Below are 21,316 nucleotides of genomic sequence, written 5' to 3'. Positions count from 1 at the left end.
CGGGACGGTGCGGCTTGCTACGGTGAAGGGGTCCTGCCACCCGTCCCCCTCGCGAGGTGAGTATCGATGAGCGACAACGAGACCTACCAGGGCCTCGCCGCCGAGCAGCCCGGTCCCGCGGCCCCCCGGGCCGCGTGCTCGGACCCCCAGTGCGGCAACGCGACCGAGCACCCCGCCGAGCGCGGATGGCAGCGGCTCATGTCGGCCGTCCCCTCCGAGGACACGCTGCACCGCCTGCGCCCCAGAGCATCCGCGATGTCGTACCCGTCCGAGGCCGACTTCCGCGCCGCGGTCGCCGCGGCCCGTCCCGACGACGCCGGCGCGCACTCCCTGGAGCGGCTGCGGAACGCCTGGACCGACGACGTCTCCGGCCGCCTCGCCGACTGGCCCGACCAGATCCGCGCCCGCCTCGCCGACCTCGCCGGAGGCTGGTCGGGCCCCGACTTCGAGGCGTTCGCGGCGGTCTGCGCGCAGACCCGCGAACTCGTCGAGGACCTCGTCGACGACGTCGACGCCACCGTCGCGAGCCTCCAGGTCACCGAGGACGCGCTGGCCGCGATCCAGGGCGGCGGTGCAGGCGCGATCCCGTACCCCGCACCGCAGTTCTGGATCGACGGCGACTGGCACAGCTGGGCGTCGGTGCACATCCGGCCCGCCTGGTGGCACGGCGACTGCATCCGCTACACCTGCCAGGACGCCGAGCACGTGCTCGCCCTCGGCGGCGGCGCCCCCGAGCTCGCGACCGAGATCATCGACTACATCGACGAGCGCATCCTCCACTACGTCGACGTCTACGCCAATCCCGCCGCCATCGAGCGCGAAGGCCTCGACCCCGTCGAGGGCCTCACCGTCGAGGAGGCCAAGGAGCTCGCGGTCGCCGACGCCGCCGAGCACTACGGCACCCTCGTCGACCAGAGCTGGGGCGCCTACGACGCCCGCCACGCCGAGATCGACGCCGACATCGAGCGGCGCAGCGCCGACACCGACGCCGAGGCCCGCTCGGTCCGCACCGTCCACGGCGACCGGGACTGCCCGGCCGCCGCCGACCCCGCGTACATGGACCTCGACACCCCGCCCCTTGACCAGCCCTCGGGCCTCGCCGCACCCCGGACCGCGGAGGGCCCGTCCCTGGAACCGCCGTCGGGCCGGCCGGCAGTCGCAGAGGAAGCGGTGCCGGCCGCGGACGACGCACCCGTGCTGGCCGCTCCGGCCGTCGCCGTCGTCGCGGTGGCCGCCGCCCCTGAAGCCGGCGCGACGCCGGACGCGGCGCCCGCCGACGACAAGGCGAGCGAACCCGACGCCGACCCGGTCCAGGACGCTAGCCTGTGGGGCGTCGTCGACGAAGACGACGACCCGTACGCCTGACCCCTTCGAGAACTGGAGCCCCGCATGGCGAACCGCGCCTTCGACCCCGCCGCGCTCGAACGCTGCCGGCAGTTCCTCGGCGACCTCATCGACGAGCTCGAGCACGACGTCATCCCGTCCGTGCGCGACGGCGCCCTGCGCAAGGCCCCCGCCTTCGGGTCCTCGCCCGGCGCGACAGACCACGCCGCCGTCGAGTACGCCGAGTTCCGGGCCGCCGCCTGGCGCGACCTCCAGTACCTTCGCGGCACGCTCCACGGCCTCCGCGCCGGCCTCCAGTCGGCCCTCGACAACGGCGGCGTCGTCGACCGGCAGACCGCCGCCGGGCTCCTCGGGCTCACCGGCGGCGACGATCTCTACGCGTGATCCCGGGCGCCGCGAGCTGCGGTCACGCTCCGTGTTGACCCGGTTGTTCTCAGGCGCACGGTTTGCACACCCCTGCTAACCTGAACCGTGAACTTACAGTCGAGACCCGCGTAATCCCCCCGAAGGACGCAAGGCAGCGCGCAGATTCCGCACCGCCCCGATCGCGCCCTCGCGCGAAGGAGTCTGACCGCACGTCGGGGGACCGTACCGCAGGTACTGAACTCACAGACAGGGAATGCGATGCCGAAGGTCGACCCAGAAGCACTGCGTGCATACCAGCGAACGGTGCAGGCGCAGCTGGACAAGCTTGAAGACGAGATCATCTCCGAACTTCGCCAGGACAAAGGCCTTGGCAAGCTCCCCGCCTTCGGAATGCTCCAGGGTTCGGATGCCGCCCGGCAGACCTACACGTTGTTCCATGAGACCACCTGGAACAACCTTCAGGCGCTGCGCGAGGCCCTCGACGGCATCGTGACGACCCTCGACGACTCTGCGAAGGGCCACGAGGACTCCGACGAGGTCAGCGGCCAGAACTTCGACGCACAGCTGTGACAGTGGTCAGCCGACGACCGGGCGACCGACAGAGAGGACCCAACCAAGTGACCCGAAAACTGACCCTGATCAGCGGTATCGCTGCTGCCGGTGCGGCCGCCCTGGTGCTGTCCGCCTGTGGCGGCGACGAACCTCCCGGGCCGTCCGGGAACGGCGATGCGGACACCGACAGCTCCGGTTCCGGCTCGTACAGCGTGATGGCCGAGTGGGACGGCTGCCCCGCCCTCAGCGACATCCAGGCCATCCACGACTACATGGGGGTCACGGACTGGGGATCCAACGGGCTCACCTCCACCGACATCCCCAGCGGCATGGACGGCGAGGCCTTCAACTGCGGCGCCGTCCTCGCCGAGCTCGCGGTCTTCATGCAGGACAACGAGGCCACCGCTGACCGAGAGATTCCCGGAACCGCGAACATCGACGTCGGCGTGGCCCCGTGGGACTCCGACGCCGAGGCGACCGAGAACTTCCAAGCCCGCGTCGAGCAGCTGCAGACCGCGCTCGAAACCGGCGGCACCGAGTACTCGAACGTGCTGGAAGGCGAGTTCGAAGGCGACTGGGACGAGACCTACTACTACGCCGGCCGTTCCGACGTCGGCTACCTCACCAACGCCATCGCCCGCAAGGGCGACATCGTGATCTACGTGTTCATCGACTACTCGAACGACCCGGCCGTCATCGCGGGCGAAGACCCGATCTTCCCCTTCACCGACGAGGAATTCACCGACTGGGTCCTCAACGAGTACCTCCCGCCGACTTACGCGGACCTCCTCGCCAAGAAAGAGAGCGGACTCTAGCCATGGCAGAAGAATTCGAGAAGGAAGAGTACGGCGACGCCAAAGAGGGGATGGCCAACTCCGCGATCCAGGCCCGGATCAACGAGTTGATGAAGACCCCCACGTGCAGCCTCGGCGAGTGCACCAACAAGACGGTGGACCCCGCTGAGGAGGCTTGGCTCAAGCTGATGTCGGCGGTGCCCAAGGGCGCGGGAGCGACGGCGAACATCCGCCCCTCCCGTGAGATCCAGGGATACGCGCTCCCGGACGGCGAGTCGGTCCAGTCGATGGTCGCCTCGCTCCGCCCGAGCAGTCCCGACGATTACGCGATCCTCGTGATCAGCCAGAAGTGGAAGGACCTCGCCGGCAAGTTCGTCGCTCTCCCCGAGGAACTCCAGACGGGCCTCACCGCGCTCTCCGGAGAGTGGGAGGGCGAGGACTACGACGCCTTCGAAGAGCAGGTTCAGACGGTCATCAAGAACTGCAACAAGGTTCTGAAGGACATCGAGGGCGAAGGCGGTGGCGGCGGCGCCGTCAAGAACCTCGAAGAGAAGGCCGAGGAGATCCTGCGGCAGCAGGGCGGGGACGAGTGCCCCTACCCGTCGCCGAAGTTCCACCTCGAGGACGCCGCGGCCTGCTCGCACAAGATCCACATCCGGCCGCCGTACTTCCCGTCGTGCGAGGTCTTCGCCGACGACGAGACCAAGGTCGCGATGGAGTGGGCCGGGTTCGACGCCACGATCGTCGACGAGGTCGAGAGCGAGCGCCAGCGCGTCTACGACAACTGGATCGAGTACACGAACGCGAACCCCGACTACACCGAGGACGGCAGGAGCGGCGCGGAGCTCGCGAAGCACTACTCCGACGAGTACGCCAAGACCGTGACCGACAATCTCGGCACCGACGGTCAGGAGCAGCTCCAAGAGCAGGCTTCGATCGTCAACGAGGACATCACCGACCGGTCGAGCAACACCGACATGGCGGTGTCGGAGATCAAGCCCGAAGCGGTGCAGTCGGACCCGACGACGTTCAACGACGGCAACACCGAGCCGCCCGGCGGCCTCGACGGCGGCGGGGCTCCTCCCGGCGGCGGCGGGGCGCCTCCCGGTCTCGGCGACATGAAGCCCCCGGGCTCGCCCAAGCCGATCACGCCCTCGAACCCGGGCCTGCCCGACGGCCCCGGCGGCTCCGATCTTCCCGGCGGTTCCGACCTGCCGGGCGGCTCCGACATCCCCGGCCCCGGCGACCTCGAGGACAGCCCGTGGGACCCGTCCACGCCTGACCCGGACGACCTGCCCTCGGGTGGTCTGGCCGGCGGTGGCGGCGGCCTCGGCGGTGGCGGTCTCGGCGGCGGCGGCCTCGGTGGCGGTCTCGGCGGCGCGGGCGGGGGTCTCCCCGGCGGCGGCGCGGGCGGCATCGGCGCCGGTGCGGGCAGCCTGCCTCCGGGCGGCGGCATGGGCGGCATGATGGGCGGCGGCCGCGGCGGTGGTGTCGGCGCCGGAGCGGGCGGCGGCCGCGGTGCGGGTGGTCGCGGCATGGGCGGCGGCGGGCGCGGGCCCGGCGGCATGGGCCGCGGCGGCGGCATGATGGGCGGCGGCATGATGGGCGGCGCCGGCGGCCGACCCGGCGGCATGGGCGAGGACGGTCAGGAGACCGGCACCTGGCTCACCGAGGACGACGACGTGTGGGGCATCGGGAACGAGAACGAGGACCCGTACGCGTAAGCGCTGCAATGTGAACCGGGCCGACGGCGAATGACGTCGGCCCGGTTTGCGTCTGTCCGCGGCTTCCGCCGCCGGCCTGTCACGTCTGTCCGCGGCCGCCCGCGCTGCGCGGCCCGTTCAGCTCACTGGAGCGCCTGCTCGGCGGTCCTCGTCGCGGTGGCGATCGCGGTCCGGTGGTCCTTGAGGAAGTCGAGCACCGGGCGGATCTTCTGGAGGACGTCGGCGACCGCGGCGACGACCTTCGCTGCGGCCGTGGAGATCCGCAGGACCTGCGCGATGGACCGCAAGGCGCTCATGATCATCGAGGCGACCTTGGCGACGCCCGTCGCGACCGCGGCGGCGAGCGAGGCGCCGAAGGTCGCGACGGACGCGGCGACCTGGGGGAGCAGGGTCGAGAGCATCCAGGAGACGCCCTTGGCGATGAGGTCGACGATGTCCTGGCGGAGCATCTTCGCGAGGTCGCCCATCTGGGTCAGCAGGGCGTTCATGCCCACCGCGACGAACCCCATGGTGGACACCGCCCGGCCCGTCTCGCCGACGCTGCCGCGCGCGGCGTCCCCGTCGGCGCCGACCCAGTCGGCGAGCGCCGCGCCGCCGGTCTCGGTGATGTAGTCCCCGACCTCCTGGCAGCCCTCGGCGACCTTCACCCACATCTCCGCGGACCTGCGCATGCGCGACTCGTTGCCGGAGACGAGGCCGACGAGGTCCTCCAGCGGCTGGAACAGCTGGACGAGGAAGTCGAGGAGGGTCCCCGCGAGCCACTGGACGGGGTCGAACTTCGGGTCGGTCACGCACTCGACGAACGCCTGGTACTGCTGGGCCATGTCCATGACCGAGGTGAGGTCCCCGGCGAGGCCGGTGACGGCGTTCGCGATGCCGTCCCAGTCGTTGAGGCCCTCGATCTTCGCGACGTTCGCGTACGTGTTCAGGCCCGCGGTGACAGGCGCGGTCGCGCTCTGGAGCAGGTGCATGCCCGAGTTCGAATGCTGCGACCGGGCGTTGTACAGCAGGCTTCCGTCGGTGTCGCGGCCGCTGACGCGGGTGTCGGTGCCGACGGCGTCCCCGGCCCGGTTGACGCGGGTGTCGTTCCCGCTGCCCGCGAGGACCGAGTTCGCCCACTGGTGCAGGCCGCTGCGGGGGTCGGCGGCGTCCACGGGCCGGGAGCCCTTGCCCGCCAGCGCGTCGTAGCCCTCCTTGACCGAGGGCGTCCAGTCGCCGGCGGCGGCCTGCTCGGGCAGGGCCCCGTCGTTCCAGGTCGGTTCCTCGACGCCGCTCACCGGTCGCCGCCCAGCTGGGCGGCGATCTTCGCCAGGTCGGCGGCGATCCCGGCGTCGTTGCTCTGGTGCGCGTCGGCGCACTCGTCGAGGCGGGCGCACAGGCCCTCGATCGCGGCTTGCGCGTCCTCCAGGGCCGGGTGGAAGACCCCTTCCGACACGCCGAAGTACAAGCCGGCGAACGGGATGCCGCCGAGGCCCCACGTCCACCAGTCGGGGTCGGACTCGCGCGCGTAGTCGGCGACGGCCTGCACCTCGCCCGCGGTCGTCCTGATCTGGGCGGCGGCGTCGCGCAGCTTCTGGGGGTCGACGTCGATCCATGGCATGGGGCATCACTCCGGGGGGTACCAGTGCCGGTCGCGGGGCGGCGGCCGGACTCGGGGCAGGGGCCGAACCGTCCGAATCCACAGCATAGTGACGACCCGCCACTCGGCTCCGCGGCCGCACGGCCACGGTATGGCGTGGGTGCGATAGCTTGGAGCGACGGCCCCCGAGCCCCCTCCGCCCCATCTGTCCAGAGGAGTCCGCATGTCGGATCAGTACGGCTCTGACATCACCCAGTACGGGACCCCCGAGGCGCCCGGCGACGTCCGGCGCGCCGTCAACTCGACGCCCGTCGTCGGCTCGGCCACGAGCCTCGCCGAGAACATCTACGGCACCATCGCCGGCGACGACCGCCTCTCCTCCGCCGCGGGCATCCCCGGCGACATCGCCGGGATCGCCATGCAGGGCCTCCTCGCGGTCCGCGACCCGATCTACGCGCTCGTCAACGCGGGGCTCGGCTTCCTCATCGAGCTCATCGACCCGCTGCAGGAGCTGATGGACTCCGTCGCCGGGGACAAGGACGAGATGGCCCGCCAGGCCGAGGTCTGGGGTCAGGTCGGCGACGCGCTCGGCGCGCTGAGCGGCGAGACCGGCGACGCCGTCCGCAGCAACCTCACCGGCTGGTCCGGCGAGGCCGCCGACGCCGGGTTCCAGCAGCTCAACGCCATCGAGGCCGCGATCATGGCGGCCTCCCAGGAGGCGATGAGCGTCCAGACCCTGCTCGGCTGGGCGCAGGCGCTGTCCGAGGCGATCGAGGGGTGCATCCGCTCGATCGTCGCCGAGCTCCTGTCGTGGCTGGTGACCCGCGGCCTCATCGCGCTGGCGAACAGCGCCTGGTCGTTCGGGGCGTCGGTGGCGACGTTCATCCTCGGCGCCGTCGCCAAGGGCTACGCGATGTTCATGCGGGCCATGCAGTGGGTGCAGAAGAGCGTCAAGGTGTTCTCGAAGCTCGCCACGGTCATGCTGAAGTTCCTGGGCAAGAACCCGTTCCGCGGCATCAACCCCGCCAACGGGTTCGAGCTCGTCGGCAAGGGCCTGTGGCTGGGCGTCCTCAAGAACGTCGGCGTCAAGGCGGGCCTCGGGCTCCTCCAGGGCCGCGGCACCGCGCAGACCACCGCGAAGGGCGCGGCGACGAACGCGGTCTCCGGCGCGATGCTCGACTCCAGCGGCGCGTCCGGCGCGCCGATCACGGTCGACCTCGAGTCGCTGGAGACGACCGCGGGGAGTTTCGACGGCCTCTCCACGAACGCCGGGGCCATCCAGAACGTCGCCCAGGACGCCTCGGTCGCCCAGATGACCTGGGGTCTGACCGGCGCGTTCGGGTTCGAGGAGGCCTACGGCGAGAACACCGTGGGCCTCGCCGAGGCGATCACCGCGATCGAGGGGGCGCTCGGCGGCTCCGCGGTCCTGTTGCGCGGCACCGCCGCCGACTACCAGGCCTCCGACGACCAGGCCGCGGCCGAGCTCAACCGGATCCTCCAGGAATTCGGGAACTGACCTATGGCGAAGGACCCGGCGGTCGACCTCACGCGCGACGCGCAGCGCGTCCTCGGGGCGGGCTGGCTCGAACCGGACGAGCGCCTCATCGAGGCGGCGCCGGTGTGGGGGCTGCCCGCGCTCGACGGCGTCCCGAAGCCGCCGTGGCCCGCCGACCAGCTCGGGCGGCGGGCCGTGAAGGTCGTCGGCTTGACGCTGCTGTGGATCGCCGGGTCCGTGGTCGTGCTCATCGTGCTGCTGGTCCTCGCCGACGGCATGGGCGGCGGAGGCGGGGAGAGCGGGAGCACCCGCACCAAGGGCCCCGCGGTCGTCCTGCACGGCAGGGGCCGCGAGTCGCTGGCCGGGCGCCTCGCCACCCCGGCGCTGCGCCGCCGCGGCTGGTGGGTGTTCACCAACAGGCGGGTCGCGTTCGTCGCCCCGCGCGGCAAGGTCGCCGCGAAGTTCTGGAGCGGATCGGGCCCCGAGAACGAGTTCGCCGGGCCGGTCCCGGTCGACACGGTCGCCGAGGTCCGCGACACCGCCTACACGTACGAGGGCGACGTGGACCGCGTGCGCCGCACCAGGTTCCTGCGCCGCCGCAAGCCCGCGGGCCTGTACAAGCGGGTCCGGTTCGCCGACGGCTCCGGCGTCGACTTCCGCCGCCGCCACCAGTGACCCGCTAGGGCCAGATCCGGGGCGGCACCCAGTCGTCGGGGTCGGCGTTGCTCTGGTAGACGCGGCCGACGAGCGTCTTGGCGCGCTTGGTGATCCGGTGCGCGAGCTGCGGCGCGAAGGGCTCGAAGGCGCCGGCGGCCGGATCCCAGACGCGGCAGACGCGGACGGGGACGTGGACGACCATGGCGTCGCCGCGGCCGGGCACGTCGAGCGTGAACTCGGTGGCGGCCTCGCCGGCGTAGTCGACGCGGAACCGGTGCGGGCCGGGGGCGAGCGGGTGGTGCCAGGCGGACCAGTCGCACGGGACCTCGGCGCCGTCGATCCAGGTGCGGAGCGGACCGGCGTGGGCGAGCGCGAGGGGCGCGCCGGTGCCCTCGTAGGCGGCGGTGCCGTCGCCGTTCCTGGTGAGCCGGTACAGGAACAGGTCGAAGACGAGGAGCAGGCCGCCGTCGACCAGGCCGCGGGCGTCCTCGGCGGACGGGTAGGCGGTCGCGCCCGCTTCGGTGCGGGCCGGGTCGAGGCGGTTCGCCTTGGCGCGCTTGTGGAGTGAACGGGTGGCGAGGATGCCGGCGGCGACGCCGCCGATGAGGGCGAGGCCGCCGACCGCGCCGATCGCGCCGGCGACCGTCGCGAACGCGCCGCCGGGGGCCACCGAGACCGCGATCATCGCGAAGACGAGGGCGGCGCCGCCCGCGACGGCGAGGAGGCAGCCCGCGCCCGAGGCGTTCGCCGCGCGGCCGCCGAGGACCGGGAGGAGGTCGGCCGGGTCGGCGACCCGGTACAGGCGGGTGCGGAAGTCGACCTGGTCGCGGACCGCGACGCCCTGGCCGGTGGTGAAGTGGACGCGGTCGCCCGCGGCGGCGTGGAAGACGGCACTGGCGGCGTCGGCGCCCTGGACTTCGAGCCGGTGCGGGCCGGGGGCGACGTCGAACTGGTAGCGGCCGTCGCCGGCGGCGATCGGGGCGCCGTCGAGGAGGAGGACGCCGGTGCGGTCGAGACTCGGTGCGGTGCAGACGAGGACGTCGAGGAGGGCCGAGCCGGGGCCGGGGTCGGCCTGCGGGGAGCGGCCCGCGCGGTAGTCCGCGACGGTGTCGAAGCGCAGCGGCGGGGCGCCGGGCGCCTCGTGGCGGCGGCCGTCGCGGTCGCGGTACGCCTCCCGCGGCGCGCCGTCGGTGTCGCGGGGGTCCCCGGCGGCCATAAGCCGTTGAGCCCGTCGACGATCGAGGCGTCGGAGGGCCCGCCCGCGCCGGCCATGTTCCCGGTCGCGCCGACGAACTTGATCCCGGCCTCCGCGAGCGGCGAGGCGGCCTTGCCGAGGGTCTCCACGACCCGGCCGAGGATGGTGTTGGCCTGGAGGAACGCGTCGACGGCGGTCTTGTACCGCTTGAGCGCCAGGACGATCGACTGGATCGCGGAGCGGATCGAGTTGATCATCGCGGCGACGGCCGCGCCGCCGAAGGTCACGGCCGAGAGCGGCCCGGCGGCGGCCCAGGTGATGATCTGCTGGCTGCACCACTTCCCGGCGATGTCGAGGAGGGTCTTGCGGATGAGGGTCGCGATGAGCTCGGTGACCTGGAGGAGGCCCTGCATGACCTGGATCTTGTCGCCGACGTCGATGACGGCCTCGGCGAACTGGGCGATCTTGTCGCGGGCGGCGTCGCCGTCGGACCCGGCCCACTCGGTGAGCATCTCCTCGGGGACCTTCGCGACGGCCTCGCCGATCGGCGGCAGGGCGTCCTTGATCGGGTCCCACCGCTGGATCTCGGCGTTCATGCGCTCGCCGTTGCCGGTGACCATGCCGACCAGGTCGTCGATGGGCTGGATGAGCGAGATGAGGAAGTCGAGCCCGGCGGAGAACAGGAACATGAGCGGGTCGGTGACGATCTGGGCGACGTCGTTCATGGTGCCCAGCAGCGAGTTCGAGACGTCGGCGACGGCCCCGACGAGCTCGCCGGCGTTGTCGGCGCGCCCGACCTTCTGGATCTTCTCGGCGGTGTCCATGGCCCCGAAGATCGGCTTCGCGTACGACTGCTTCTTCGACTCGCCGGTCTCGAACATCTGGAAGTCGCCGTTCCCGTCGGTGAACGTCGACCCGCCCCAGTCGATGGACGCGCCGAGCCCGTCGGGCGCGTACTGGGCGAAGTCCTTCGCGACGGCGAGGTCGACGTTCTGCCACGACTCGCGGCACTCCTTGAGGCGGCCGGCGTGGCCCTCCAGGCCCAGGGCCAGCATCTCGAACATCTCGCGCAGCTCGCCGAGCATCTGGTAGTAGCCGGGGGAGAAGCACAGGCCGGGGACGCCCCACGCCATCATGTCGAGCCCGTCCTCGTTCGCCTTGCCCTTGAGCTGCTCGGCGGCGGGGAGCTGGCCGCGGAGCTGCTGCTCGGCGCTCTCCAGCTGGGAGGGCGTGACGCCGACAGGTGTGCTCATGGGGCTCCTCTGGTCACTGGGGCGGGAAGGACTCGGGTCAATATAACGAAGCACCCCGAACGCCGCCGCAGGCGAACCTGTTCACACCCGCAACCGGCGCTAGCGGCATGCCGTTAGCATCGTGTGATGCGGCGGCCGAACCACCGGCCGCGCCCGCCCGGGAGGAGAAGCGGTATGCCGGAGGATCCGGCCGAGGACATGCGCCGCAAGGCCAAGGACATCGAGCGCCTCGCCGTCGAGCTCGAAGGCGAGGCGGTCAGCGAGGACGGCGCGGTCCGCGTGGTGACCGGCGCGGCCGGCAACGTCAAGGAGCTGGACCTGCGCATGAGCGCGTACCAGATGTCCGGCGTCGAGCTCGGCGAGCTCATCGTCGCGACCATCCGCGCCGCCGACCGCCGGACGCAGGCCGACCTCGCGCAGCGCGTCGGCGCCATCATGGGCGCCCCGGTGACCCCCGACGACCTCGGCGGCTCGGGCCTCGCCCCCATCGACGTCGAGGAGCCCCGATGAGCGACCGCGAACGCCCGACCGACCCCGAGGCGATGATGCGCCGCCTCGAGCAGATGCAGGCCGAGGCCGAGGCGATGCTCGCGAAGTTCAACGAGCTCAGCGAGCGGCTCGGCGCCGACGCCGTGGAGGTCGTCTCCGAGGACGGCCGCATCCGCGTCAAGCTCGACGCCGAGGGCAAGGTCGCCGAGATCGGCATCGACGAGTACGCGATGCGCATGCGGCAGTCCCTCGCGCCCACCATCATGGCGCTCATCCAGGAGGCGAGCGCCACCCACGCGCTGAAGATGGCCCAGATGGCGCAGTCCCTCGTCGGCGACAAGATCGACGTCATGGGCCTGGTGAACCGGGACATGCCCGAGGGCCTGCGCGACCGCGCCCGCGACAACCTCGACCGCTAGGGCCCCTGCGGCATCGGCGCTCGAGCGATGCCGCAGGGTCACCGCCCTGTTGCCCGGCACCGGTATGTTGCTCGCATGGGAATGAAAGACCGCCTGGAGCACATCAAGCAGCGCGCGCAGGACGCCGGGAAGATGGTCGTCGACGTCGGCGTCGAGGCCGCCCGCGAGAAGCGCGACGCCGCCGCGGGCTTCGCCAAGGGCAAGGTCGACGCCGCGACCGGCTACGCCGCGCAGAAGCGCGACGCCGCCAAGGACCTGGCCGACACCACCAGGTCCGCCTTCAAGGAAGGCGACTTCGAGGAGCTCCTCGCCCGCCTCCCCCTGCCGGCCCGGCCGGTCCAGGAGGACTGGCAGTGGAGCCTCGGCAAGCTCATCACCTCCGGGAGCAAGCCGCCGACCGGCACCGGGATGCTCCTGGGCCTGCTCGACAACTTCGGGACGATCGACATCGGCCCGAACGAGGTCGGCTTCGACGGCGGCACCGCCAAGTGGCACAAGGTGAAGGCCATCCGGACCCGGTCCCTCGACGGGATCCTCCAGAAGCTCTCCACCGACACGTTCACCGAGTCGATCGAGAACCTCCTGCCGCCCGTCCCCGGCCGCGGCTGGGTCTCCGAGAGGGCCACCTCCGCGATCTTCACCCTGTGGGCCATGGTCGCCGACCTCGCCATCCGCGACCCCGAGGCCGGGCGGCGCCAGGTCGTCTGCGAGATCGAGTACAAGGGCTGGATCTTCACCAAGGAGGCCGCGACCGGGTTCTTCACCGGACCCGTCATGGCGCTCCTGCCGAACCTCGACCAGATCTTCCGCGAGGAGGCCGCCGCCCGCGGCGTCCTCGTCGAGCAGGCCGAGGACACCGCGATCGAGAGCGCCGAGGCCCGCGTGGCGTGGCTGCGCGAGAAGCACGCCGCCATCGCCGCGAAGCGCGCCGAGGCGCAGCGGGCGATCGAGTACTAGTGGAGCGGTGCGCGGGCGTCCCCCGCGCACCCGCTACGACTGCTTGGGGTGGGTCTCGCCCGGGTAGCGCAGCCCGATGGACGACCGCACCGCGTCGAGGATCTCCATGACCTCGATCGTGCTCTGCGGCGGCACCAGGGTCGACTCCAGCCGGCCCTGCCGCAGCGCGCGGTGCACCTCGAGCGCCTCGTGGACGTAGCCGTGGCCCACGTACGGGGCCTCGAACTCGCGCGACGACCCGTCGTACCGCACCAGGGTGTACCCGCTCGGCCGGTACGCGTAGTCGTGCAGCTCGATCCGGCCCTCGGTGCCCGCGATCGTGACCTCGTTCGCGGCCCCGCCGCGGTAGGAGCACGACAGCTGCGCGACGGCGTTCGGGTACTTCAGGGTGATCGCGGTCTGCGCGTCGACGCCCGTCACCTCGTCCATGACGGCCACCGCCGACACCGACTCGGGGACGCCGAGCGCCAAGTGCGCCAGCGTCACCGGGTACACGCCCAGGTCGAGGAGGGCCCCGCCGGCGAGCTCGGGGTTGCGGAGGCGGTGCGAGGGCGGGATGTCGCCGGAGATCGCGAAGTTCCCGTTCACGGACACGACCTCGCCGATCATGCCCTCCTTGATGGCCCGGCGCATCTCGCGGATCGCCGGGTTGCAGCGGGTCCACATGGCCTCCATGAGGAACCGCTGGTGCTCGCGGGCGACGTCGAACATGGTGCGGGCCTGTGCGGCGTTGTACGCGAACGCCTTCTCGCACAGCACGTGCTTCCCCGCCTCCAGCAGCTGGAGCGTGGGCAGGTAGTGATGGGAGTGCGGGGTCGCGACGTAGACGATGTCCACCTCGTCGCTGGCCGCGAGCGCCTGGACGGAGTCCAGGGCGTGAGGGAGGTCGTACTTCTTGGCGAACGCGGCGGCGCGCTCCGCCGATCGAGAGGCCACAGCGGTGACGCGGCAATCGTCGAGGAGGGCAAGATCTTCCACAAAGGTCGATGCGATTCCGCCGGTCGCCAGGATTCCCCATCGGATCGGTTCAACCATGGACGTAAGCACACCACAACTTCCGGCGATCGTCAACACGAGGGTGAGTGGCACTATCTCCGCCAACCGGGCCTTTTCGATGCATCACGGTGACCATGCGTGATCACTTCTAGTCCCGGGGTAGCCGGTGTGACGATTCCCCCACCGGGGAACCGATCGGACCGTGGCACTATGGCGACATGCAGACGACTCCCATCGCACGCGCGGCCGCGCTCGTGCTGGCCGCCGCGGTCGGCGGGGCCGTGGCGCTCGGGACGGCCTCCCCGGCCTCGGCCCACGCCGCCCTGACGGGCACCGACCCCGAGGACGGCGCGACCCTCGCCGAGGCCCCGGCCGAGGTGTCGGCGACGTTCTCGGAGCACCTCGACGGGCCCTCCACCGAGATCGCCGTGACCGACCCGGCCGGCGCGGTCCTCGACGTGGCCGACCCCGTGTACGAAGGCGACACGTTCACCCAGCCGATGCTGTACACGACCCCCGGCACCTACACGGTCGCGTTCCGGGTGATCTCCGAGGACGGCCACCGCGTGGACGACTCGCTGGAGTTCACCGTCGAGTCGATCCCCGAGGGCCTGTACGCGCCCGGCGCCGAGCCGACCGCCGCGGCCACCGAGGAGAGCGCCGCCGCGACCACCGCGGCCCCGCGGGAGTCGGCCGAGGCGACCTCGGCCGCCGCGGCCGAGGAGGACTCGAACACGGGCGCGGCGCTCGCCGCGATCCTGCTCGGCCTGCTCGTCATCGTCGTCGGCGGCGTGGTCCTGGTGAAGACCGTGGGCCGCAAGAAGAAGGACGCCGGCGCCGAGGGCTGACGCCCGAGGCCTACGGGCAGTTCACCCACTCGTCGGTGCCGTCGTCGAAGTACTGGTGCTTCCAGATCGCCAGGCGCGCCTTCACCTCGTCGACCAGGTCCGCGCAGGCGTCGAACGCCTCCTTGCGGTGCTCCGCGGCCACGGCCGCCACCAGCGCCGGGTCGCCGATCGCGAGGTCGCCGACCCGGTGCGAGACGACCACGCCGCGCACCCCGGGCCGCGCCGCGACCTCCTCGGCGATCCGCCGCAGCTCCTCGCCCGCGGACGGGTGCCCCTCGTAGGAGAGCGACAGCACGCCGCGCCCGCGGTCGTGGTTGCGCACCACCCCGGCGAACGAGACGACCGCCCCGGCCTCGGCCGCCGCCACCACCCGCTCGTGCTCCTGCACGTCCAGGGGGGCGTCCACGACCCACGCCCGGATCACCTGATTGCTCATCGCCGTACTCCGATCATCGCCAGATTCCATTCACTGCCAGACCCCCGGGACGGTTGCCAGACCGACGGAGCGCCCCGCGGCGGCCTCCGACCCGGGCGGGACCACCGCGAACCCGGCGGCGCTCGCGAGGCCGCGGAGCATCGCCGAACCGTGGTGGGCGAGCCGCCGGCCGGCCGGGTCGACCAACGCGAGGTGCGTGAACGAGCCGCGGCCCGGCACGTCCTCGGCGAGCTCGACCGTGCGCAGCGGCGGCAGCGGCAGGCCCCGCAGGCCCGCCAGCAGCGGCGCGACGACGGTGACGACCGCGATCACGGCCGACTGCGGATTGCCGGGGAGCCCGGCGACGAACTTGCCGTCCGCGGTGCGCGCCAGCAGCATCGGGAAGCCCGGCCGCACGGCGACGGTGTTGAGCACGTACTCGGCGCCGATCTCGGCGAGCGCGGCGTGCAGGTGGTCGACGGGGCCGACCATGGTGCCGCCGGTAGTGCACACCAGGTCGGCGTCGGCGAGCGCCTCGCGCAGGGCCGCGACGTGCGCTTCGAGGGTGTCCTCGACCGGGCCGAGGCTCGGCCCGGCGTCGGCGCCCGCGGCGGTGAGCATGTGGGGGACCATCGGGCCGAGCGCGTCGCGGATGCGGCCCTTCCCGGAGACGCCGCTGGTCAGCAGCTCGTCGCCGAAGACGACGACGCGAGCCTTGGGCCGCCCGTGCGCGGGCAGCGTCAGGTGCCCGGCGGCCGCGGCCAGGCCGATCACCGGCGGGGTGACGGGCGTGCCCGCGGGCAGCAGCTCCTCGCCGTGGCGCGCCTCCTCGCCGGCCTCGCGCCACTCGCGCGCGACCGGCCCCGCGACGACGCCGTCGGCGACCTCGGCGTGCTCCAGGCGGATGATCCCGTCGGTGCCCTCGGGGACCTGCGCGCCGGTCGCGATCTTCACGGCCGCACCGGCGCCGAGTGCGTCCGGGACGTGCCCGGCGAGCGCCTTGCCGCCGATGCGCCACGGGCCCGGGCCCGCGACGGCCCAGCCGTCGACGGCCGAGGTCGGGAATGCGGGCAGGTCGGACACGGCCACCAGCGGCGCGGCCAGCGCCGACCCGGCGGCCTCGGCGAACGGGAGCTCCGAAGGGGCGGGCTTCGCGTCGTAGCCTGCGGCCCAAGCGGTCTCGCGGGCCTGGTCCCAGGCGATGGGGTCGGTCATGCGTTCCTCTCATGGTCGCCGTCGTGCAGCTGCGCGACGGCGTGCTCGACGAACCGGGCCGTCAGCACGGCCAGCCCGTCCTTCGCGGCGCCGCGCGAGCCGGCGAGGTTCACGATCAGGGTCCTGGCGGCGACCCCGGCGATGCCGCGCGACAGCGCCGCGTGCGGGGTGTTCGCGAGCCCGGCCGCGCGGATCGCCTCGGCGATGCCGGGGACCTCGAAGTCCACGACGCGGCTGGTCTCCTCCGGGGTCAGGTCGAGCGCGGTCAGGCCGGTCCCGCCGGAGGTGACCACCAGGTCCGCGCCGTCGGCGACGGCCGCCCGGAGCGCCTCCCCGACCTCGGCGCCGTCGTGGACGACGACCGGTCCGGTCACGTCGAAGCCGCGGCCGCGGAAGCCCTCCGCCAGGAGGGGCCCGGACTCGTCCTCGTACACCCCGTCGGCCGCCCGGTTCGAGGCGACGACGACGGTGACCTTCACCGGTGCCACGTGCCGGTCTTCCCTCCGAGCTTCTCCTCGACCCGGACGTCGGTGATGACGGCGGCCGGGTCGACGGCCTTGACCATGTCCACCAGGGTGAGGCCGGCGACCGACACGGCCGTCAGGGCCTCCATCTCGACGCCGGTGCGGTCGGCGGTCTTGACGCGCGCGGCGATGTCGACGCCCTCGTCGGTGACGGTGAGCTCGACCTTCACGCCGCTGACGGCGATCGGGTGGCACAGCGGCACCAGGTCGGGGGTGCGCTTCGCGGCCATGATCCCGGCGATCCGGGCGGTGGCGAGCGCGTCGCCCTTGGCCAGGGAGTTCGCGCGCAGCGCGGCGACGACCTCCGGCGTGGTCGCGAGCCGGCCGGTGGCGAGTGCGGAGCGCTCGGACACGTCCTTGCCGGAGACGTCCACCATGCGCGCCGCGCCGCTGGGGTCGACGTGGGTCAGGTCTGCCATGCAGCGAAGTCTAGCCGCGGGGGCGGACACGGGACCGCTTCCAGCGCCGCGCGGGCGGGCGCGGGGCCACTTCGCGGTCCGGCCTCGGATTCGCCGCGGCGGGCCTGTATTAGCGTCGGGTGCGTGATCGAATGGCTCTACCTCGCGGCCCAGGCGGCCGCGCTGGCGATGAGCGCCTGGTTCCTCGTGGAGACGGCGCGCGCGGTGCAGGTGGGGCGGCGCCACTTCGTGGGCGTCGCCGTCCTGGAGGCGGTGCTGCTCGCGCAGCTGGTCGCCGGGATCGCGATCGTGCCGGGCGAGGACGGCCCGGGGGCGGGGCTGTTCTTCTCGTACCTGGTCACGGCCCTGCTCGTGCCGGTGGCGGCCGCGTTCTGGGGGTCGATCGACCGGAGCCGCTGGGGCATCGGGACGGTCGCGGCCTCCGGTGTCGTCGTGGCGGCGCTGCTGCTGCGCATCCACCAGATCTGGGAGTTCCAGATCCATGTCGGCTGAACCGGAGGCGCGGGCGCCGCGCTCGCTCGCGGACGGCTTCGGCCGCCTCATCGTGCTCGTCTACGTCGTGTTCGCGGTCTCCGCGGGCGCCCGGGCGGGCTACCAGGTCGCGACCAAGTTCGGGGACGCGCCGCTGAGCTTCGCGCTGAGCGCCGTCGCCGCCGCGATCTACCTGGTCGCGGCGGTCGCGATCATCCGCGGCGCGGCCCGGACCGCGCTGGTCGCGGTCGGGGTGGAGCTGGTCGGCGTGATCGCGGTGGGCGCGTTGTGCTTCGCGGACCCGGACTGGTTCCCGGAGCCGTCCGTGTGGTCCCACTTCGGGTCCGGGTACGGCTATGTGCCGCTGGTGCTCCCGGTGGCGGGCCTGGTGTACCTGCTCAGGCGCCGCCGGACCGGCTGAGGCCGGCCGGTTCCGTCAGCTGAAGAACCCGAGGCAGGCGACGACGAGGGTCGAGCCGCAGAGGACGAGGCCGAGGCGGAAGTTCCGTTCGAGCTTCGCGTGCTCGTCGCCGATGCGCGGGCGGGTGGCGACGCCGATGGTGAGCCAGCCGAGGCAGAACGCGGCGAGCGGGGCGGCGACGAGGATCGCGCCGAGGACGATCGCGCCGGTCATGTCGTCGGCGCGCACGGTGCGGAGGACGACGAGCTGCACGAGGACGCACGCGAGCGCGAACACCCCGTAGATCAGTCCGTTGCGCTCGTCGGCGCGCCAGCGCGGCAGCCAGGGCGGCCGGTGGGCGAGGTACCGGGCGTCGTCGAGTCGCGTTGCGGCCGTCTGGAGTTCGTGCTCGGCGGCGGTGAGTTCGGCGTGGGGGTCGCCGAGGGGCGCGGGCGGTGCGGTGCGCTGCGGGGGCGCGGTGCGGGCCGTGCGGGCGAGCTCGTCGACGGCGGCGCGCTGCGCGGCGGCCTGCTCGGCGATGCGGGTGGTGCGCTGCGCGAGGGTCTCGGTCGCGGTGGCGGTGCGGGCGGCGGCCTCGTCGGCGGTGCGGCGGGCGTCGTCGAGGCGCCGGAGCTGGGCGAGGTAGTCGTCGAAGGCGCTCACTGGCGGGTCCTCTCGATGGTGTCCTCGCCGCTGCGGCGCGGGCCGGGCGCGTGGCCCTCGGGGCGCGAGAACGGGACGACGAGGCGCCCGCCCGCGGTGTCGGCGTGCCGGTCGACCAGGAGCGCGCGCCCGGGCCGGGGGTGCCAGTGCTGGAACTGGGGGCCGAAGTGGCCCATGATCTCGCTGCCGGGGAGGTTGAGGACGAGCGCGCCGGCGACGTCCTCGCGTCCGGCGGTGCCGCCGATGTCGTCGGTGTAGCGGCGGAGGTTCCGCCACCAGCCGAGGAGGTGGGCGCCGCGGGCGGGCCCGGTGCGCAGGAGGTCGCGGAGTGCCTTCTGCCCCTTGGTGTCGAGGGCGGCGGCGTCGAGGCCCCAGGCGGCGAGGACGGTGCCGTCGGGGATCTCGGCGAGGGCCGCGGCGAACGCGTCGGGCGCGATCCGCGCGGTGGTGCGGCGCAGGTCGGCGTGGCCGGTGAGGTCGACGCCCCACACCTGGGCGCCGTTGCCTGTGAGGGCTTCGACGGCCGCTTCGAGCGCTTCGCCGCCGACGGGGTCGGAGCCGAGGATCGCGAGGTTGCGGCCGGGCCGGCGGTCGAGGTCGAATCCGGCGGCGGCGAGGTGGAGGGACACCTCGCGGCCCAGGAGCGCGCGTCCGGGCTTGCGCTCCCCGGGGAGGGCGTCGGCGAGGTGGACGGGCCGGTAGCCGTAGAAGACGCGGGGCGCGCCGACGCCGGCGTGGGCGCGGCCGAGCTGCTCTCGCAGGCGGAGCATGACCTCGGGGTCGGTGTCGGGGAAGCGCGCGACGCGGTCGGCGCCGGCGGTGCCGCCCTCGGTGTTGACGACGACCTGTCCGAGCGAGATCCGCGCGGCCGCGTCGTTGTTGGGCTCCAGGACGGTGCGCGCGCCGGGGAGGGCGATGCGCATCGGGAACTGCCCGAAGATCGAGTCCTTCTTGGCCCACAGGGCCTCGATGCCGGAGATCGTCTGGGAGGCGAGCACGAGGTGGACGCCGTAGGAGCGGCCCTTGCGGGCCAGGTTCTCCAGGAGCGCCACGGCTTCGGAGGCGACCCGGTCGTTCCCGGCGAGGAGGACCTGGAACTCGTCGGCGACGCACACGATCCGCGGGTACGCCTCGTGCCCGCGGAGCCCGGCGAAGGAGTTGGTGCCGTAGCGCTTCATGACGTTCGAGCGCCGGGTCATCTCCTCGTTCAGCGTCTTGAGGACGGCGAGGCCGTACTCGCGGTCGGACTCGACGCCGACGGCGCGCGCGTGCGGGATGAAGCTCGGGTCGCGCTCGGTCGGGATGAACTCGGTGAACGACACGCCCTCTTTGAAGTCGAGGAGGAACAGCGCCAGGTCCGAAGGGGCGTACCGGGACGCGAGGCCGTAGAGGACGTCGAGGAGGAACACGGTCTTGCCGCCGCCGGTGCGCCCGCCGACGAGCCAGTGCGGGGTCGCGTCGTCGAAGCGGAGCCGCACCTCCCCGGCGGCGTCGCGTCCGATGAGGACCTCGAGGCCGCGGGCGGGGTCGCCGGACTCGGGGGCGGCGGGGATGAGGTCGCCGAAGGTGAGGGTCGCGGCGGCCTTGGCGCGCTCGGCGAGCCGCACGGCCTCCCCGGCCACGAAGGACGGGTCGGGCGCGTCGGGCCAGGCGACGGGCGCGGCGAGGCGGTCGCCGCGGCCGAACGGCGCGGCGGGCGGGTTGGTGATCTCGACGCGGTCGCCGACGGCGTGCATGACGGCGGCCTGCGGGAGGTCGGGGAGGCCGCAGCCGAGGACCGTGACCCCGTGCGCGAGGCCGGACCGGGCGAGCGCGTCGATGCGCTCGACGAGGGTGCGGGGCGCGTCGCCGAGGGAGGCGACGACGAGGAGGAGCCGGTCGGTGCGCCGTCTCGCGATGTGCTCGGCCACTTGGGATTCGGCGAGCGCGACCGCGTCGGCGGCGGCGCGCGCGTCGGTCGCGACGGCCTCGATGACGCCCGCGTCGGCGAGCGGGCGCAGCGGCGCGAAGGACGCCCCGAGGGTCGCGGTGTCGATGCCGACCACGCGCAGCCCGTTCGGTTCGCGGGCGGCGACGGCGTGCAGGACCGCGGTGCGCACCAGGGCCGCGACGCCCTCGACGCGGGCGTCCACGGAGGTTGCGAGGTGCCCGCGGGCGCCGAAGGGGACCAGCAGCGGCACCGAGCGGCCCTCGTGCAGGACGACCCGGCCGGCCTGGAGCAGTTCGGGATCGGCGCGCAGCTGCTGCGCCGACGCGGCCGCCGCGTCGGATATCTGACGTTCCGCGGCCAGGAGCGCGGGGTCCACAGGGGTCTGGAAGGCGGCGTCGCCGAGCCGCTCGGCCGCGAGGCCGGCGCGGGAGGCGGCCGCGTCGCACGCCGCCGCCGCGTTCACCAGCGCAGTCTGGAAACCGGGCACCGGGCCTCCCCTTCAAGCGGGTTCGGGACCGCACCGGGCGCGCCCGGACGGCGACTGTACAACCGGTCACACCTTATCGCGGAACGGCTCCCCGCGCCCTCGCGCGGGCGCGAACGCCCGCTTT

23 protein-coding genes and 1 pseudogene are annotated in these 21,316 nt (G+C 73.1%); 13 read left to right on the top strand and 11 right to left on the bottom strand.

Features of this window, described 5'->3' with window-relative positions; translation table 11 throughout:
• The first annotated feature begins 66 nt into the window (after positions 1-66).
• The 5 genes from ABD419_RS01205 to ABD419_RS01185 all read left to right on the top strand — a co-directional run bounded on the left by ABD419_RS01205 (position 67) and on the right by ABD419_RS01185 (position 4,780).
• Positions 67-1,365, top strand: a complete 1,299-nt coding sequence (locus ABD419_RS01205) for a WXG100 family type VII secretion target (RefSeq protein ID WP_344480762.1) — start codon at positions 67-69, stop codon at positions 1,363-1,365.
• A gap of 24 nt (positions 1,366-1,389) precedes the next feature.
• On the top strand, positions 1,390-1,728 hold the full coding sequence (locus tag ABD419_RS01200; RefSeq protein WP_344480759.1) for a hypothetical protein: 339 nt from the start codon (positions 1,390-1,392) through the stop codon (positions 1,726-1,728).
• A 240-nt stretch (positions 1,729-1,968) separates the two neighbouring features.
• On the top strand, positions 1,969-2,280 hold the full coding sequence (locus tag ABD419_RS01195) for a hypothetical protein (protein WP_344480756.1): 312 nt from the start codon (positions 1,969-1,971) through the stop codon (positions 2,278-2,280).
• A gap of 47 nt (positions 2,281-2,327) precedes the next feature.
• Complete coding sequence (locus ABD419_RS01190) at positions 2,328-3,077, top strand: hypothetical protein (protein ID WP_344480753.1); 750 nt, start codon at positions 2,328-2,330, stop codon at positions 3,075-3,077.
• A gap of 2 nt (positions 3,078-3,079) precedes the next feature.
• Positions 3,080-4,780, top strand: a complete 1,701-nt coding sequence (locus ABD419_RS01185; protein ID WP_344480750.1) for a hypothetical protein — start codon at positions 3,080-3,082, stop codon at positions 4,778-4,780.
• A gap of 122 nt (positions 4,781-4,902) precedes the next feature.
• Here the strand turns inward: ABD419_RS01185 and ABD419_RS01180 are convergent, their stop codons facing one another.
• Positions 4,903-6,057, bottom strand: a complete 1,155-nt coding sequence (locus tag ABD419_RS01180) for a WXG100-like domain-containing protein (RefSeq protein ID WP_344480747.1) — start codon at positions 6,055-6,057, stop codon at positions 4,903-4,905.
• Positions 6,054-6,380, bottom strand: a complete 327-nt coding sequence (locus ABD419_RS01175) for a type VII secretion target (protein ID WP_344480744.1) — start codon at positions 6,378-6,380, stop codon at positions 6,054-6,056. The genes ABD419_RS01180 and ABD419_RS01175 overlap by 4 nt, the downstream gene beginning before the upstream one ends.
• A 202-nt stretch (positions 6,381-6,582) precedes the next feature.
• On the opposite strand from ABD419_RS01175, the gene ABD419_RS01170 reads away from it, so the two are divergent.
• On the top strand, positions 6,583-7,875 hold the full coding sequence (locus tag ABD419_RS01170) for a hypothetical protein (protein ID WP_344480741.1): 1,293 nt from the start codon (positions 6,583-6,585) through the stop codon (positions 7,873-7,875).
• Between the two features lie 3 nt (positions 7,876-7,878).
• Positions 7,879-8,529: a hypothetical protein gene (locus ABD419_RS01165; protein WP_344480739.1), complete on the top strand. Its 651-nt coding sequence runs from the start codon at positions 7,879-7,881 to the stop codon at positions 8,527-8,529.
• 4 nt (positions 8,530-8,533) lie between these two features.
• On the opposite strand, the gene ABD419_RS01160 is transcribed toward ABD419_RS01165, so the two are convergent.
• Positions 8,534-9,196: a hypothetical protein gene (locus ABD419_RS01160; protein WP_344480736.1), complete on the bottom strand. Its 663-nt coding sequence runs from the start codon at positions 9,194-9,196 to the stop codon at positions 8,534-8,536.
• Positions 9,193-10,959, bottom strand: a complete 1,767-nt coding sequence (locus tag ABD419_RS01155; protein ID WP_344480733.1) for a hypothetical protein — start codon at positions 10,957-10,959, stop codon at positions 9,193-9,195. The genes ABD419_RS01160 and ABD419_RS01155 overlap by 4 nt, the downstream gene beginning before the upstream one ends.
• Positions 10,960-11,133: 174 nt before the next feature.
• Here ABD419_RS01155 and ABD419_RS01150 point away from each other — a divergent pair, with 174 nt between their 5' ends.
• From ABD419_RS01150 to ABD419_RS01140, 3 genes are all read left to right on the top strand, one after another.
• Positions 11,134-11,469 (top strand): YbaB/EbfC family nucleoid-associated protein, encoded by a 336-nt coding sequence (locus ABD419_RS01150; protein WP_344480731.1) that lies wholly within the window; start codon positions 11,134-11,136, stop codon positions 11,467-11,469.
• Complete coding sequence (locus ABD419_RS01145; RefSeq protein ID WP_344480728.1) at positions 11,466-11,867, top strand: YbaB/EbfC family nucleoid-associated protein; 402 nt, start codon at positions 11,466-11,468, stop codon at positions 11,865-11,867. The genes ABD419_RS01150 and ABD419_RS01145 overlap by 4 nt, the downstream gene beginning before the upstream one ends.
• Positions 11,868-11,942: 75 nt before the next feature.
• Positions 11,943-12,824 carry a hypothetical protein gene (locus ABD419_RS01140; RefSeq protein ID WP_344480726.1) on the top strand — a complete coding sequence of 294 codons (882 nt, stop codon included), beginning with the start codon at positions 11,943-11,945 and terminating at the stop codon, positions 12,822-12,824.
• 33 nt (positions 12,825-12,857) lie between these two features.
• On the opposite strand, the gene ABD419_RS01135 is transcribed toward ABD419_RS01140, so the two are convergent.
• Positions 12,858-13,859 (bottom strand): Gfo/Idh/MocA family protein, encoded by a 1,002-nt coding sequence (locus tag ABD419_RS01135; RefSeq protein WP_344480723.1) that lies wholly within the window; start codon positions 13,857-13,859, stop codon positions 12,858-12,860.
• Between the two features lie 179 nt (positions 13,860-14,038).
• Here ABD419_RS01135 and ABD419_RS01130 point away from each other — a divergent pair, with 179 nt between their 5' ends.
• Positions 14,039-14,668, top strand: coding sequence for a copper resistance CopC family protein (locus ABD419_RS01130; protein WP_344480721.1), 630 nt, complete (start codon positions 14,039-14,041; stop codon positions 14,666-14,668).
• A 10-nt stretch (positions 14,669-14,678) separates the two neighbouring features.
• Here the strand turns inward: ABD419_RS01130 and ABD419_RS01125 are convergent.
• The 4 genes and pseudogenes from ABD419_RS01125 to moaC form a co-directional block, all read right to left on the bottom strand.
• Positions 14,679-15,095, bottom strand: a pseudogene (locus ABD419_RS01125) (molybdenum cofactor biosynthesis protein MoaE); the annotation flags it as partial.
• A 39-nt stretch (positions 15,096-15,134) separates the two neighbouring features.
• Complete coding sequence (locus ABD419_RS01120) at positions 15,135-16,298, bottom strand: molybdopterin molybdotransferase MoeA (protein WP_344480717.1); 1,164 nt, start codon at positions 16,296-16,298, stop codon at positions 15,135-15,137.
• The gene (locus ABD419_RS01115; RefSeq protein ID WP_344480714.1) at positions 16,295-16,786 is read right to left on the bottom strand and encodes a MogA/MoaB family molybdenum cofactor biosynthesis protein; all 492 of its coding nucleotides are present in this window, start codon (positions 16,784-16,786) and stop codon (positions 16,295-16,297) included. Before ABD419_RS01115 ends, ABD419_RS01120 begins: the two co-directional genes overlap by 4 nt.
• Positions 16,774-17,241 (bottom strand): cyclic pyranopterin monophosphate synthase MoaC, encoded by a 468-nt coding sequence (gene moaC, locus ABD419_RS01110; protein WP_344480712.1) that lies wholly within the window; start codon positions 17,239-17,241, stop codon positions 16,774-16,776. Before moaC ends, ABD419_RS01115 begins: the two co-directional genes overlap by 13 nt.
• Before the next feature lie 123 nt (positions 17,242-17,364).
• On the opposite strand from moaC, the gene ABD419_RS01105 reads away from it, so the two are divergent.
• Together ABD419_RS01105 and ABD419_RS01100 are read left to right on the top strand one after the other, a co-directional pair.
• Positions 17,365-17,733 carry a hypothetical protein gene (locus ABD419_RS01105; protein ID WP_344480710.1) on the top strand — a complete coding sequence of 123 codons (369 nt, stop codon included), beginning with the start codon at positions 17,365-17,367 and terminating at the stop codon, positions 17,731-17,733.
• On the top strand, positions 17,723-18,133 hold the full coding sequence (locus ABD419_RS01100) for a hypothetical protein (protein ID WP_344480707.1): 411 nt from the start codon (positions 17,723-17,725) through the stop codon (positions 18,131-18,133). The genes ABD419_RS01105 and ABD419_RS01100 overlap by 11 nt, the downstream gene beginning before the upstream one ends.
• A 15-nt stretch (positions 18,134-18,148) precedes the next feature.
• Here the strand turns inward: ABD419_RS01100 and ABD419_RS01095 are convergent, their stop codons facing one another.
• Both ABD419_RS01095 and ABD419_RS01090 read right to left on the bottom strand, forming a co-directional pair.
• Positions 18,149-18,775 (bottom strand): hypothetical protein, encoded by a 627-nt coding sequence (locus ABD419_RS01095; RefSeq protein WP_344480705.1) that lies wholly within the window; start codon positions 18,773-18,775, stop codon positions 18,149-18,151.
• The gene (locus ABD419_RS01090) at positions 18,772-21,192 is read right to left on the bottom strand and encodes an FtsK/SpoIIIE domain-containing protein (protein ID WP_344480703.1); all 2,421 of its coding nucleotides are present in this window, start codon (positions 21,190-21,192) and stop codon (positions 18,772-18,774) included. The genes ABD419_RS01095 and ABD419_RS01090 overlap by 4 nt, the downstream gene beginning before the upstream one ends.
• Positions 21,193-21,316 lie beyond the last annotated feature (124 nt).

This window comes from Glycomyces endophyticus (assembly GCF_039531525.1).
Classification (GTDB): domain Bacteria; phylum Actinomycetota; class Actinomycetes; order Mycobacteriales; family Micromonosporaceae; genus Glycomyces; species Glycomyces endophyticus.
The sequence above is the reverse complement of the archived record's forward strand: the minus strand, read 5'-3'. Positions and strand labels throughout refer to the sequence as shown.

Bases quoted from the DNA above. Each gene is read 5' to 3' on its own strand.
- ABD419_RS01205 (WP_344480762.1), top strand. From the start codon at position 67: ATGAGCGACAACGAGACCTACCAGGGCCTCGCCGCCGAGCAGCCCGGT.
- ABD419_RS01200 (WP_344480759.1), top strand. From the start codon at position 1,390: ATGGCGAACCGCGCCTTCGACCCCGCCGCGCTCGAACGCTGCCGGCAG.
- ABD419_RS01195 (WP_344480756.1), top strand. From the start codon at position 1,969: ATGCCGAAGGTCGACCCAGAAGCACTGCGTGCATACCAGCGAACGGTG.
- ABD419_RS01185 (WP_344480750.1), top strand. From the start codon at position 3,080: ATGGCAGAAGAATTCGAGAAGGAAGAGTACGGCGACGCCAAAGAGGGG.
- ABD419_RS01175 (WP_344480744.1), bottom strand. From the start codon at position 6,380: ATGCCATGGATCGACGTCGACCCCCAGAAGCTGCGCGACGCCGCCGCC.
- ABD419_RS01170 (WP_344480741.1), top strand. From the start codon at position 6,583: ATGTCGGATCAGTACGGCTCTGACATCACCCAGTACGGGACCCCCGAG.
- ABD419_RS01165 (WP_344480739.1), top strand. From the start codon at position 7,879: ATGGCGAAGGACCCGGCGGTCGACCTCACGCGCGACGCGCAGCGCGTC.
- ABD419_RS01160 (WP_344480736.1), bottom strand. From the start codon at position 9,196: ATGATCGCGGTCTCGGTGGCCCCCGGCGGCGCGTTCGCGACGGTCGCC.
- ABD419_RS01155 (WP_344480733.1), bottom strand. From the start codon at position 10,959: ATGAGCACACCTGTCGGCGTCACGCCCTCCCAGCTGGAGAGCGCCGAG.
- ABD419_RS01150 (WP_344480731.1), top strand. From the start codon at position 11,134: ATGCCGGAGGATCCGGCCGAGGACATGCGCCGCAAGGCCAAGGACATC.
- ABD419_RS01145 (WP_344480728.1), top strand. From the start codon at position 11,466: ATGAGCGACCGCGAACGCCCGACCGACCCCGAGGCGATGATGCGCCGC.
- ABD419_RS01140 (WP_344480726.1), top strand. From the start codon at position 11,943: ATGGGAATGAAAGACCGCCTGGAGCACATCAAGCAGCGCGCGCAGGAC.
- ABD419_RS01135 (WP_344480723.1), bottom strand. From the start codon at position 13,859: ATGGTTGAACCGATCCGATGGGGAATCCTGGCGACCGGCGGAATCGCA.
- ABD419_RS01130 (WP_344480721.1), top strand. From the start codon at position 14,039: ATGCAGACGACTCCCATCGCACGCGCGGCCGCGCTCGTGCTGGCCGCC.
- ABD419_RS01120 (WP_344480717.1), bottom strand. From the start codon at position 16,298: ATGACCGACCCCATCGCCTGGGACCAGGCCCGCGAGACCGCTTGGGCC.
- moaC (WP_344480712.1), bottom strand. From the start codon at position 17,241: ATGGCAGACCTGACCCACGTCGACCCCAGCGGCGCGGCGCGCATGGTG.
- ABD419_RS01100 (WP_344480707.1), top strand. From the start codon at position 17,723: ATGTCGGCTGAACCGGAGGCGCGGGCGCCGCGCTCGCTCGCGGACGGC.